This is a genomic window from Streptomyces yangpuensis (genome assembly GCF_001005295.1).
Taxonomy (GTDB): Bacteria; Actinomycetota; Actinomycetes; order Streptomycetales; family Streptomycetaceae; genus Streptomyces; species Streptomyces yangpuensis.
The window spans coordinates 292,394-305,073 of sequence record NZ_LBMK01000007.1 but is presented as its reverse complement, the minus strand read 5'-3'; the positions used below and the strand labels follow the sequence as shown (position 1 = coordinate 305,073).

10 protein-coding genes are annotated in these 12,680 nt (G+C 73.8%); 8 read left to right on the top strand and 2 right to left on the bottom strand.

Features of this window, described 5'->3' with window-relative positions:
- Window positions 1–182 precede the first annotated feature (182 nt).
- From AAT21_RS29090 to AAT21_RS29060, 7 genes are all read left to right on the top strand, one after another.
- A complete protein-coding gene (locus AAT21_RS29090; protein WP_046779918.1) occupies window positions 183–1,034 on the top strand; it encodes a LysR substrate-binding domain-containing protein in 852 nt (283 codons plus the stop codon).
- A gap of 355 nt (window positions 1,035–1,389) precedes the next feature.
- Window positions 1,390–3,213, top strand: a complete 1,824-nt coding sequence (locus AAT21_RS29085) for an AMP-dependent synthetase/ligase (protein ID WP_046779917.1) — start codon at window positions 1,390–1,392, stop codon at window positions 3,211–3,213.
- Between the two features lie 126 nt (window positions 3,214–3,339).
- Entirely contained in the window at window positions 3,340–4,608 is a 1,269-nt protein-coding gene (locus tag AAT21_RS29080; RefSeq protein ID WP_046779916.1) for an ABC transporter substrate-binding protein, read from the top strand.
- A gap of 9 nt (window positions 4,609–4,617) precedes the next feature.
- Window positions 4,618–7,347 carry an ABC transporter permease subunit gene (locus AAT21_RS29075; RefSeq protein WP_046779915.1) on the top strand — a complete coding sequence of 910 codons (2,730 nt, stop codon included), beginning with the start codon at window positions 4,618–4,620 and terminating at the stop codon, window positions 7,345–7,347.
- Window positions 7,344–8,114 (top strand): ABC transporter ATP-binding protein, encoded by a 771-nt coding sequence (locus tag AAT21_RS29070; RefSeq protein ID WP_046779914.1) that lies wholly within the window; start codon window positions 7,344–7,346, stop codon window positions 8,112–8,114. Before AAT21_RS29075 ends, AAT21_RS29070 begins: the two co-directional genes overlap by 4 nt.
- Before the next feature lie 152 nt (window positions 8,115–8,266).
- Window positions 8,267–9,115 carry an aldo/keto reductase gene (locus tag AAT21_RS29065; protein WP_046779913.1) on the top strand — a complete coding sequence of 283 codons (849 nt, stop codon included), beginning with the start codon at window positions 8,267–8,269 and terminating at the stop codon, window positions 9,113–9,115.
- A 10-nt stretch (window positions 9,116–9,125) separates the two neighbouring features.
- On the top strand, window positions 9,126–9,551 hold the full coding sequence (locus AAT21_RS29060; protein WP_046779912.1) for an RICIN domain-containing protein: 426 nt from the start codon (window positions 9,126–9,128) through the stop codon (window positions 9,549–9,551).
- Between the two features lie 33 nt (window positions 9,552–9,584).
- Here the strand turns inward: AAT21_RS29060 and AAT21_RS29055 are convergent, their stop codons facing one another.
- Window positions 9,585–10,349, bottom strand: coding sequence for a class I SAM-dependent methyltransferase (locus AAT21_RS29055; protein WP_235439256.1), 765 nt, complete (start codon window positions 10,347–10,349; stop codon window positions 9,585–9,587).
- On the bottom strand, window positions 10,349–10,654 hold the full coding sequence (locus tag AAT21_RS29050; protein ID WP_030649609.1) for a 4a-hydroxytetrahydrobiopterin dehydratase: 306 nt from the start codon (window positions 10,652–10,654) through the stop codon (window positions 10,349–10,351). Before AAT21_RS29050 ends, AAT21_RS29055 begins: the two co-directional genes overlap by 1 nt.
- Before the next feature lie 173 nt (window positions 10,655–10,827).
- On the opposite strand from AAT21_RS29050, the gene AAT21_RS29045 reads away from it, so the two are divergent.
- On the top strand, window positions 10,828–12,639 hold the full coding sequence (locus AAT21_RS29045) for a hydroxysqualene dehydroxylase (RefSeq protein WP_046779911.1): 1,812 nt from the start codon (window positions 10,828–10,830) through the stop codon (window positions 12,637–12,639).
- Window positions 12,640–12,680: the final 41 nt, after the last annotated feature.

Below are 12,680 nucleotides of genomic sequence, written 5' to 3'. Positions count from 1 at the left end.
GCGGGGGGGGGGGGGGGGGGGGGGGGGGGGGGGGGGGNCGGGTGGGGGTGGCGGTGGGGGCAGGCGGGGTGGGACCGGATGTTCGGTGTCCCTTCATGGTCGGCTCCCGGCAGTGATCGGGAAACCCGTACACCGCTCTCACTGTCATCACGGATCGAGATGAGCCGTCCTACGATGGGGGCATGTACGACCCGGTCCAGTTGCGGACGTTCCTCACGGTGGCCCAGACGCTGAGCTTCACGCAGGCGGCGGGGCGTCTGGGCGTACGGCAGTCCACCGTGAGCCAGCACGTGCGGCGGCTGGAGGAGGCGACGGGGCGGCCGCTGTTCCTGCGGGACACGCACAGCGTGGAGCTGACGGAGGACGGCGAGGCGATGCTCGGCTTCGCGCGGACGATCCTGGAGGCGCACGAGCGGGCGGTGGCCTTCTTCACGGGGACGCGGCTGCGGGGGCGACTGCGGTTCGGTGCCTCGGAGGACTTCGTGCTGTCGCGGCTGCCGGAGATCCTGGAGGGGTTCCGGCACGAGCACCCCGAGGTGGACCTGGAGCTGTCGGTGGAGCTGTCGGGCACGCTGCACGAGCGGCTGGACGCGGGCCGTCTGGACCTGGTGCTGGCGAAGCGGCGGGGTCCGGGGGACGAGCGGGGCCGGCTGGTCTGGCGGGACAGGATGGTGTGGATCGGCGCGGAGGGGCTGCGGGTGGATCCCGAGCGCCCGGTTCCGCTGATCGTCTTCCCGCCGCCCGGTATCACCCGGGCGCGGGCCCTGGAGGTGCTCGAACGGGACGGCCGGGCGTGGCGGATCGCCTGCACGAGCGGCAGCCTGAGCGGTCTGGTCGCGGCGGCCCGGGCCGGGCTGGGCGTGATGGCGCACACGCGGGGGCTGATCCCGCCGGGTCTGGTGCGGGTGGGCGGGCTGCCGGAGCTGGGGCCGGTGGAGTTCGCGCTGCTGCGCGGGCCGCGTGCGTCGCCCGCGGCCGAGGCACTGGCGGCGGCGGTCCTCTCCGGAGCGGACCGGCTCACCCGTACCCGCTGACCACCGTGCCGCCCGCGGGGCCCCGGCCTGGCGGCCCGGCGGGGCGGACCGGCAGGCGCGCACCGGCGGACGGGCGCACGGGCGGACCGGCGCCTGGCGCACCGGCGGGCTGGCGGGCGGACCGGCGGCCGGCCAGAGCGGCCTGTCGGCCCGCCCCGGCAGCCGCTCGCCGCGCCACCCAGCAAGCCGCCCGCGGGGCCACCTGGCCCGCAGGCCCGCCCGCGCCCTCTGCGCCGCACGTCAGCGGCGTGAACGGCGTGATCACTGGGGAGGTCTTGTGGAGGTGTCCGAATGCCCATCAACCCCCCTTGACACTGAGGTACGTTCACCGCGGCGCGCGGAGAGGAGCGGGGCCTTGCGTGAGATCACCGTCCCACCGGTCGTCACGGGCGCGCCCGTCGGCGGGCTGGCCGACGTCGTCTTCCAGCACGCCCGGGAGGAACCGGACCGGGTGGTCCTCGGCCGGAAGACCGACGGGGTGTGGCGGGACGTGACGTCGGGCGAGCTGGCGGCCGAGGTGCTGGCGCTCGCCAAGGGACTGCTGGCCCAGGGGGTGCGCTTCGGCGACCGGGTGGCCGTCATGTCCCGCACCCGCTACGAGTTCACCCTCTTCGACTTCGCCCTCTGGGCGATCGGCGCGCAGCCCGTCCCCGTCTACCCGACGTCGTCCACCGAGCAGGTGCACTGGATCCTCCACGACACCGCCTGCACGGCCTGCGTCGTGGAGAACGAGGACCAGGCCATGACGGTGGGCTCGGTCATCGACCGGCTCCCCCACCTGGGACGGCTGTGGCAGCTGGACGCCGGGGCGGTGGACGACCTCGTCGCGGCCGGCCTTTCGGTCGCCGAGGACGTCGTGCACCGCCACCGCGGCGCGGTGACGCCCGACGCCACGGCCACCGTCATCTACACCTCGGGGACCACCGGCCCGCCCAAGGGGTGCGTGCTCACGCACGCCAATTTCATGTACGAGACGGACACCCTGGTGGCCCGCTGGGAGTCCGTTTTCCAGGGCCGGCAGGGCGACCGGCCGTCGACCCTGCTGTTCCTTCCGCTGGCGCACGTCTTCGGGCGGATGGTGGAGGTGGCCGCGGTCCGGGCGCGGGTCAAGCTCGGGCACCAGCCGGTGCTGGCGGCGGCCGAGCTGATGCCGGACCTCGCGGCGTTCCGGCCGACCTTCGTCCTCGGTGTCCCGTACGTCTTCGAGAAGGTCTTCGCGGCCGCCCGCCGCAAGGCGGAGGCGGAGGGGCGCACGGGACCCTTCGACCGGGCCGTGGAGACCGCCGTGCGGTATGCGGAGGCGCGCGAGCGGAAGGCCTTCGGCAGCGGTCCGGGCCCCTCGGCGACGCTGCGGATGGAGCACCAGCTCTTCGAGAAGCTCGTCTACGGCAAGGTCCGCGAGGCGATGGGCGGGCGGGTGCGGTACGCCATGTCGGGCGGGTCGGCGATGTCCCGCCGCCTCGGGCTGTTCTTCGACGGCGCCGGGATCACGGTGTTCGAGGGGTACGGGCTGACCGAGTCCTGCGCGGCGGCCACCGCGAACCCCCCGGAGGCGACGAAGTACGGCACGGTGGGCCGGCCGATCCCGGGCAGCACGGTGTACATCGCGGACGACGGGGAGGTCTGGCTGCACGGCGGGCACATCTTCTCCGGATACCTGGGCGACCCGCGCGCCACGGAGGCGGTGCTGCGCGGCGGCTGGCTGGCGACCGGTGACCTGGGGCGGCTGGACGAGGACGGCTACCTGGTCATCACCGGACGCAAGAAGGACATCCTGGTGACGTCCAACGGCAAGAGCGTCGCCCCGACGGCGCTGGAGGAGCGGGTCCGTTCGCATCCGCTGGTGGCGCAGTGCGTGCTGGTGGGCAACGACCGGCCGTACATCGCGGCGCTGCTCACCCTGGACACGGAGGGGATAGCGCACTGGCTGTCGATGCGCGGCAGACCGCAGATGCCGGCCGCGGACCTCGTGAGCGATCCGGAGCTGACGGCGGAGGTCCGGCGGGCGGTGGTGGCCGCCAACACCCTGGTCTCGCAGGCGGAGTCGATCCGCACCTTCCGGGTGCTGGCCGAGCAGTTCACCGAGGAGCGGGGGCTGCTGACCCCTTCGCTGAAGCTCAAGCGCCGGGCGATCGAGAAGGCGTACGCGAAGGAGGTCGCCGAGCTCTACCGGACGTGATCCGGGCATCCGGAGCCGGCGACCAACGTACCTGACGGTTCGTCACTTCAATGCGTCCATCGATATTGACGATCCGTCAGGTCACCCACAGAATGCGGGGATTCCGACCGGAGGGGGATCCCCGACATGTTGCGTCCGATCCGCACCCTGGCCGCCGCGGCAGCGGCCGTCGCGCTCGTCTCCGCCTGCAACTCCGCCTCCACCAACGGCACCTCCCCGGGCGGCACGGGTTCCGCGCCCGCCACCACCCGCGGGGTGACCGCCGACTCCGTCAAGGTCGGCGGCATCGTCTCGATGACCACCGCCGGCGGCTACAGCAAGAAGGACACCGACCTCGGCGCCAAGGCCCGCTACCTGAGAGCCAACGCCGAGGGCGGCGTCCACGGCCGCACGATCGAATACCTCGGTGCGGAGGACGACGGCCAGGACCCCGCGAAGAACATGGCCGCCGCCCGCAAACTCGTGCAGCAGGACAAGGTCTTCGCGGTCTCCCCCATGAGCTCGGTGACCTTCTCCGGCGCCGACTTCCTGGAGCAGGAGAAGGTCCCGACCTTCGGCTGGGGCACCCTGCCGGCCTTCTGCGGGCCCCGGCACATCTACGGCTTCAACGGCTGCCTGGTCCCCACCCCCGGCGGCACCCTGAACCAGACCTGGCCCGAGGGCATCGGCCGGATCCTCGGCGGCGCCCACGGCAAGTCGGTCGCGGTCATCGCCAACGACAGCGACGCCGGGAAGTTCGGCATCCGGACCTTCCAGCAGGGCTTCACCAGCGCCGGCTTCACGGTCTCGTACGCCAAGGCCTCCGTACCGGGCACCGCCGTCCCCAGCGACTGGTCCGCGTACGTGAAGGAGATCCTCTCCAGCAACGACGGCAAGGCCCCGGACGCCGTGGTCTCCGTCATGCAGACCCCCAACAACATCGGGCTCTTCACCGCGCTCAAGCGCAGCGGCTACAAGGGGCTGCTCTCCGACCCCACCGACTACGACCCGGGGCTGCTCGCCCAGGACGCCACCCGGCAGGCACTCGACGGGGTGCACGTGCTGCTGCAGTTCCAGCCGTTCGAGTCGGACACTCCGAACATGGCGCGGTTCAAGGCCGACATCAAGGCGGCCGCGGGCGGCAAAGACGTTCCGTTGAACATGCACATGCTCACCGGGTACATGTCGGCCGACCTGTTCCTGTCCATCGTGCAGAAGGCCGGCAAGGACCTGACCGTCGAGTCCTTCCAGGCCGCCGCGCAGGGCTTCTCCGACACCGGCACGCTGGTCGGCGACCGCGCGCTGCCCAAGGGGCAGAAGGACAGCTTCGGCTGCGGGGCGCTCGTCCAGCTGAAGAACGGCGCGTACGAGGTCTCCGTCCCGTTCAAGTGCTACGAGCCCATCCCCTTCAAGTAGGACCACGGCATGGGGGATCTGCTCGTCTTCGTCCTGAGCGGTCTGGTCTCCGGCGCCCTGTACGCACTGCTCGCCACCGGGCTTGTGCTCTCGTACTCGGCGTCCGGGCTGTTCAACTTCGCGCACGGGGCCACCGCCTACCTGTGCGCGCTCACCTTCTACGAACTGCACTCCGGGCTGGGCTGGCCGGCGGTCCCGGCGGCACTGCTCGTGGTGTTCGTCCTCGCCCCCGGGCTCGGCTGGGGACTGGACCGGCTGATGTTCCGGCGGCTGGCGCACGTCGGTGAGACGGCGCAGATCGTGGCGACCATCGGGCTGCTGGTGGCCCTGCCCGCCGCCGGGCTGTGGGCGGTCGAGCTGCTGGCGGACGCGGGCGCCCCGGTGAAACCGGCCGAGAACCGGTTCGGGCTGCCGGGCGTGGGGCCGAGCCCGGCAACGTCCTGGCAGCTCATGGAAGGGGTCGGAATCGACTCCGACCAGCTGATCACCTGGGTGGTCACCGCGCTGGTGGCGGTGGCCCTGTGGGTGCTGATGAGGCACACCCGGATCGGGCTGCAGCTGCGGGCGGCCGTCGACAACCGCTCGCTGACCGAGCTGCGCGGGATCAGCGCCGACCGGCTGTCGTCGGTGGCGTGGATGATCGCGTCGGCGCTGGCCGGGCTGGCGGGGGTGCTGGCGACCCCGCTGCTGGGGCTGTCGGCGCACGACTTCACGCTGTTCCTGTTCGTGTCGGCCACGGCTGCCGTCATCGGCCGGTTCGCCTCCGTGCCGCTCGCCTTCGCGGGCGGGCTGGGACTGGGGGTCCTGCAGAACCTGGTGGCGGGGTACGCGTCCTTCGCCGAGTCCATCACCGGCTTCCGTACGGCCGTGCCCTTCCTCATCCTGTTCGGCGGGCTGCTCGTGCTGACCCGCAGGGCCCGGACCGCAGGCATCGCGGCCGTGGACGCCCCGCCGGTGGACCACCTGGCCGGGGCCTCCTGGGGGCGGCGTTGGGGGGTGTGGGCGGCGGGCGCGGGGCTGCTGTGCGTCGCGTTCTACACCGTGACGACACCGTTCTGGAGCGGGCTGCTGGCCCAAGGACTCGCCGTGGCCCTGGTGTTCATGTCGTTCACCGTGGTGACCGGGCTCGGCGCGATGGTCTCCCTCGCCCAGGGCACCTTCGTGACCGGGGCCGCACTCGTGGCCGGGCTGCTCATGAGCCGCGGCTGGCCGTTCGTGGCCGCGCTGGCGGTGGGCACCTGCGCGGCGGCCGTCCTGGGGGCGCTGGTCGCGCTGCCGGCGCTGCGGCTGGGCGGCAGGTCGCTGGCGCTGGCCACGCTGGCCCTGGCGTTCCTCGCCGACCAGGTGCTGTTCCAGCTGCGGTGGCTGCGCAACGGCGACACCGGCTGGTCGGTCCCGCGGCCGGTCCTCGGGCCGGTGGACCTTTCCGACGACCGGGCGCTCGGGGTGGCCCTGGTGGTGCTCGTCGCGCTGGTCGCCGCCGGGCTGAGCGCGCTGCGCGGATCCCCCTCGGGGCGCGCGATGCTCGCCGTACGGTCGGCCCCGGCCGCGGCGGCGGCCTCGGGCGTGTCGGTGCTGCGCACGAAGCTGCTGCTCTTCACCCTGTCCGCCGGGCTGGCCGGATTCGGGGGCGTGCTGTACGCCTCGTACAACACCCGGATCACCGCGACGGACTTCACGGCGATGACGGGCCTGGTGTGGCTGGCCGTCGTGGTGGCGGCGGGCGTGCGGCGGCCGCAGTACGCGGTGGTGGCGGGGCTGGTGTACGCGGTGGCCCCGAGGCTGCTGTCCGACTACGTGACGGAGTCCGCGCACCTGCCGGTGATCCTCTTCGGCCTGGCCGGGCTGGCCCTCGCCAACGACCCCGACGGGTACTGCGCAGCCGTACCGGTGCGGCGGGCACGGCGGCGCGCCGCCGCTTCCGGGACCTCCCCTTCCCCGGGCTCCGCATCCCAGGGCGTCCATTCCCGCCGCTCCACCCCGGATCCGTCGGGGGTTCCGCTCCCGAACCCCCGCGCCTGGCACGCCTCGCACTCCGACGGGGCCGATGCCGCCCTGGAGCTGCGCGGCGTCACCGCCGGGTACGACGGCGGGCTCGTGCTGCACGGGGTCGATCTCGTCGTGCGGCGCGGGGAGATCCTGGCCGTGCTCGGGCCGAACGGAGCCGGGAAGAGCACCGCGTGCCGGGTCGCCGCCGGATCGCTGCCCGTTGCCGGCGGGGAGGTACGCATACGCGGGCGGGACGCCACCGGCGACGGGGCCGTCCGCCGGGCGCGGGCCGGGGTGCTGCTCGCCCCCGAGGGCCGGGGGATCTTCCCGTCGCTCACGATCGAGGAGAACCTGGCCCTGTACCTGCCGGAGGCCGCTGCCCGGGCCGCCGTCTACGACCGCTTCCCACGGCTCGCGGAACGCCGCGGGGTGAACGCCGGCGCCCTGTCCGGCGGTGAGCAGCAGATGCTCGCGCTGGCCCCACTGCTGCAGCGGCCGCCCGAGGTGCTGATCGCCGACGAGCCCTCGCTCGGGCTGGCCCCGCGCGTCGCGCAGGAGGTGTACGCGCTGCTCACCGAGCTCCGCGACGCCGGCACCGCGCTGCTCCTGGTGGAGGAGAAGGCCGCCGGGATCCTGGGCGTCGCCGACACCGTGGCCTACCTCTCCCAGGGCCGGGTCGCCTGGTGCGGTCCCCGGGACGAGGTCGAGGCCGACCGGCTCACCGATGCCTATCTGGGGACGGGGACATGAGCGGCTACGTGCTCCACGCGGGGGGTGTCGGCGTGCGGTTCGGCGGTGTGAGGGCGCTCGGCGGGGTGGACCTCGGGGTCGCGGCGGGCGAGGTGTGCGGGCTGATCGGACCCAACGGGGCGGGGAAGACCACCCTGTTCGACGTGCTGTCGGGGATCCGCCGGCCCGACCGGGGGCGGATCCTGCTGGACGGGGCGGACATCACGCGCCGCTCCCCCGTGTGGCGGGCCCGGCACGGGCTGCGCCGGACGTTCCAGCGCCAGCAGTTGTTCGGGCAGCTCAGCGTGGCCGACAACGTGCTGGTGGCGCAGGAGTGGCGGGGCGGTGGGGGCGGTCCGGCCGCCGACCTCCTCGCCCTCCCGGCCCGGCGGGCCCGGGAGCGGGCCCGCCGGGTGCGCGGCGAGCGGGTGCTGGCCGACTGCGGGATCGGCGCGCTGGGGGCCTCGTACGCCGGCGGCCTGCCCGTCGGGCAGGCCCGGATGGTCGAGCTGGCGCGCGCGGTGGCCGACCCGCCGCGGGTGCTGCTGCTGGACGAACCGGCCTCCGGGATGTCGGCGCCCGAGCGTGAGCGGCTCGCGGCGGTGGTGCGTCGGCTGGCGGCCGAGGAGGGCTGCGCGGTGCTGCTGGTCGAGCACGACGTGGCCTTCGTGATGGACCTCTGCACTCGGGTCGTCGTACTGGACCTCGGGACGGTGCTGGCCGAGGGCACCCCGGCCGAGGTACGGGCGGACCCGCTGGTACGCGAGGCGTATCTGGGTACCGCGTGAGCCGGCGGCCCCCGGACCGCGCGCCACCCCGGCCACCCCGGACGGCCCCGCCGGCCGGGGGCGGGAATAGGTCGTACGGGGGGCCGGTTGTCGCCCCTCGTACGACGCAGTACCACCGCGCACCACGCGCCGACGTGAGGGAACGACCCGACGTGAACCAGGTCCCGGCCATCAAGCTCAACAACGGCACGCTCATGCCCCAGCTCGGCTTCGGCGTCTGGCAGGTGCCGGACGCGGAGGCGGAGCGCGCCGTGGGGACCGCCCTGGAGGCCGGATACCGCAGCATCGACACGGCCGCGATCTACGGCAACGAGAAGGGCACCGGCAAGGCCGTCGCGGCCTCCGGGCTGCCGCGCGAGGAACTGTTCGTCACCACCAAGCTGTGGAACGGCCGGAAGCAGACGTGGGGCCGCGACGCGGTGCTGCGCGCCTTCGACGACTCCCTCTCCAAGCTGGGTCTCGACCATGTCGACCTGTACCTGATCCACTGGCCGCGCCCGATGCGCGACGACTTCGTGGGCATCTGGAAGACCTTCGAGGAGATCGCCGCGAGCGGCCGCGCCAAGGCCGTCGGCGTGTCGAACTTCCGCCCGCAGGACCTGGACCGGATCGCCGCCGAGAGCGCCCTGGTGCCGGCCGTGAACCAGGTCGAGCTCCACCCGCTGCACCCGCAGGCCGCGCTGCGCGCCGAGCACGCCGCGCGCGGGATCGTCACCGAGGCCTGGTCGCCGCTCGGCCAGGGCAAGGAACTCCTGACGCTGCCGGCCGTCGCCGAGATCGCCGCCGCGCATGGACGCAGCGCCGCGCAGGTGGTGCTGCGCTGGCACCTGCAGCACGGGACCGTCGTGATCCCGAAGTCCGTGACCCCCGCCCGTATCCGGGAGAACCTGGACGTCTTCGGCTTCGAGCTGGACGCCGCCGAGATGGCTGCCCTGGACGCTCTGGGCGCGGGTGCGGCGGGCCGCCGGATCGGCCCGGACCCGGCCGAATTCGACGTGTGAGGGCGGCCGGGTGAACCTCTCCCAAGGGCTCTACCGGATCCGTAATGTGGACAGCGGGCTGGTGCTCCAGCTGGAGGGCGCCTCCCGGGTGCGGGTCGGCCCGGATGGTCCGCCGGCTCCGGCGGCCGCCCGCCGCTGGCTGATCTCGCCGGTGCACAGCGGCGGCGGGATCTTCCACGTGGTGAGCGAGGACAACGAGCGTCGCCTCGACGTGGCGAACGCGTCGACGGACAGCGGCGCCCGGGTGCAGGTGTGGCGGGCCAACGCCTTCGGCGCGCAGGAGTGGATCGTCGAGGAGCACCTCGACGATCCCGGAGTGGTGTCCCTGATCGCCTGCATCAGCGGCCTGCTCCTGGAGGCCGACGAGGAGGGCCGGGTCCGGCAGGCCGAGGACACCGACTCCCCGGCCCAGTGGTGGCGGCTGGAGCCCGCATAGCCTCCCGGCCCGGACCCGGCCCGGCCCCGCGCGTCACACGCGTACGAAGCTCCGCAGGCGGTACGTGGGCTCCGCGCGCGGGGTGTCCTGGTCGGGCAGCAGCTCCAGCCGGGCCGCCAGCTCGCGGGCGGTGATACCGCGCGGGACGATGCGCGAGGCGTACCGTCCCGCGAGCAGCGCCTCGGCGGAGCCGCGCGGGGTGCGGCCCTGGCCGTGCCCGGTGAAGCGGGCCTCGCCGCCGGGGCGCAGGCCCGCCCGGGCCGCGTGCGCCTCGACCTCCCCGGAGGCGTCCGAGGGGGTCGGGGTCAGGTGCGCGGCGAACACGGCGTCGATGTCGCTGCCGACGTCGTGCGCGGAGTCCTTGTCCACGGAGGCGACGAGGACCCCGCCGGGCCGCAGCACCCTGGCCGCCTCGGCGAGCACCGCGGGCACCAGTCCCGGTTCCCGCAGCAGATGCAGCAGCCACACCGCGCTCACCGCGTCCAGGGAGCCCGAGCGCACGGGCAGCCGGGCGGCGTCGGCCAGGGCCACGGGGACGCCGCGGCGCAGTGCCGCGGCAGCCATGCCGTGGGAGGCGTCGGCGCCCAGGACGCGCAGTCCGGGGCGGGTGAGGCGGGCGGTGACGATGCCCGTGCCGCAGCCGAGGTCGAGGAGGGTGCCCACCTCGGCCGGGAGGAGGCTGAGGACGGCCGCGGCGGCGGCCTCGGCGCGGGGGGTGCCGCCGCGGGTGGCGTCGTAGAACGCGGCCTCCGCGTCGTAGTCGAGCAGCGGTTCCGCGGTCGCTGTCGGGGTGGTCATCAGCTCGCACCGTGGGCGGGTGCGAGGGACTCGACGCGCTCGGCGAGGGCGAAGTCGGTCTCGGTGACCACACCTCCGGCGTCGTGGCTGTTCACGGAGAGCCGCACCGTGTTGTAGCCGAGCGTCAGATCGGAGTGGTGGTTCAACTCCTCCTGGACGGAGGCGATATGGGCGACCAGGGCGCTCGCCGCGAAATGCGTGCCCAGTCGGTAGGTACGGATGATCCGGTCGTCCTCGAAGGCCCAGCCGGGGAGTTCCCGCAACCGGTCCTCGATCTCCTTCTGCGACAGCGGTTCACTCGGCATGCACCGGCTCCCTTTCCCGTGACGTGTAGTCAAGGTTCCCACAGTGCACGCCGGATCGAACCTTTCGCGCCATAGTGCGCTCGGGTACTTCTGCACCTTCCGCCTCCGGCGCCCGCCCCCTAGGCTCCTGCGCCGACGTGACTGTTACCAGCGGTAACGAGGGGGCATTCGCCATGGCCGGCTCCGGGAGTTCCAGGCGTACGTTCATCGCGGGCACGGGCGCGGCAGCCCTGTCGGCCCAGGCCGCGGCGGCCCTGGGGGCCCCGGCCGCGGCCTCCGCGACCGGCTCGGCACCGGCCGCACCGCCCGCACCGCCCCCGTCGAACGGCCGGCGCGTCGCCGTCCTCGGCGGCGGGGTGGCGGGCCTGACCGCGGCCCACGAACTCGCCGAGCGCGGCTACGCCGTCACCGTCCACGAGCGCCGCGCGCTCGGCGGCAAGGCCCGCAGCATGGACGTACCGGGCAGCGCCCGCGGCGGCCGCAGAGCACTCCCGGCGGAGCACGGCTTCCGCTTCATCCCCGGCATCTACCACAACCTGCCCGACACGATGCGGCGCATCCCCTTCGCGGGCAACACCAACGGCGTGTGGGACAACCTGGTGGCCCCGCCCGAGATGATGTTCGCCCGCGCCGGGGGCCGCGAGGACCTGCGCGGCCCCATCCCCTGGCCCGGTCACTCCCCCGCCGCCCTGACCCCCGACGAGGTGCGGCGCGCCCTGTCCGGCCTCCTGCAGACCTTCTTCCGGCTGCCGCCGCACGAGACGGCGTACTTCGTCAACCGCGTCCTCGTCTTCCTGACCAGCTGCGACGAGCGGCGGACCGAGGTCTGGGAGCACACGCCGTGGTGGGAGTTCACCCGGGCGGCACAGATGTCGAACGAGTACCAGCGCATCCTGGCCGTCGGCGTCACCCGCAACATCGTGGCGACCAAGGCGGAGGAGGCCTCCACCCGCACGGTCGGCACCCTCGGCGAGGCCTTCGTCTTCAACCTGCTCGGCCGCGGGGCCGACGGCCCGCCGGACCGGATCCTCAACCTGCCGACCAACGAGGCGTGGATCGACCCGTGGGAGGCCCATCTGCGCTCCCTCGGCGTGGAGTTCAGGATCGGCTGGACGGTACGGGAGGTGCAGTACGGCGGCGGCCGGGTCAGCGGGGTGGCGGTCGAGGGCCCGGACGGTGCCCGGCACACCGTGACCGCCGACCACTACGTCAGCGCCCTGCCCGTCGAGCACGCCCGCCGCACCTGGAGCGCGGGGCTGCGGGCCGCCGATCCGATGCTGGGGCGCTGCGACAGGCTCCGGACGGACTGGATGACCGGCATCCAGTTCTATCTCACCGAACGGGCCCCGCTGGTCCACGGCCACCTCAACTGCATCGACTCGCCCTGGTCGCTGACCGCGATCCAGCAGGCCGAGCACTGGCCGGCGCGGGACTTCCCCGCCGACTACGGCGACGGGGCGGCGGTCGACTGCCTGTCGGTGGACATCTCCGAGTGGGACAGGCCCGGGATCCTGTACGGGAAGACGGCCAAGCAGTGCACCCGCGACGAGGTGGCGCGCGAGGTGTGGGCGCAGCTGAAGGCCTCACTCAACGACGCCGGGAGGACCCCGCTGTCGGACTCGAAGCTGCACTCGTGGTTCCTGGACCCCGGCGTGGACGGGCTCGGCACCCCGCACCCCACCAACCAGGACGAGCTGCTGATCCACCCGGTCGGCACCCTCGGCAACCGGCCGAGCGCCGGCACGCGCGTCCCGAACTTCTTCCTCAGCGGGGACTACGTCGCCGTCGACATCGACCTGGCGACGATGGAGGGGGCCAATGCCTCGGCCCGCGCGGCCGTCAACAGCCTGCTGGACCGGGACGGTTCGGCGGCGCCGCGGTGCACCGTCCGGCCGCTGTACCGGGCGCCGGAGATGGCGTCCGCCAAGCGGCACGACCTGTGGCGGTACCGCCTCGGCCTGCGCAACGTCTTCGATGTCGGCTGATCGCGGCGGGCGGTCCGGCCCGGCGGGCTCGGCTACCGTCG

Coding starts and splice junctions, on each gene's coding strand:
- AAT21_RS29090 (WP_046779918.1), top strand. CDS start 183: ATGTACGACCCGGTCCAGTTGCGGACGTTCCTCACGGTGGCCCAGACG.
- AAT21_RS29080 (WP_046779916.1), top strand. CDS start 3,340: ATGTTGCGTCCGATCCGCACCCTGGCCGCCGCGGCAGCGGCCGTCGCG.
- AAT21_RS29075 (WP_046779915.1), top strand. CDS start 4,618: ATGGGGGATCTGCTCGTCTTCGTCCTGAGCGGTCTGGTCTCCGGCGCC.
- AAT21_RS29070 (WP_046779914.1), top strand. CDS start 7,344: ATGAGCGGCTACGTGCTCCACGCGGGGGGTGTCGGCGTGCGGTTCGGC.
- AAT21_RS29055 (WP_235439256.1), bottom strand. CDS start 10,349: ATGACCACCCCGACAGCGACCGCGGAACCGCTGCTCGACTACGACGCG.
- AAT21_RS29050 (WP_030649609.1), bottom strand. CDS start 10,654: ATGCCGAGTGAACCGCTGTCGCAGAAGGAGATCGAGGACCGGTTGCGG.
- AAT21_RS29045 (WP_046779911.1), top strand. CDS start 10,828: ATGGCCGGCTCCGGGAGTTCCAGGCGTACGTTCATCGCGGGCACGGGC.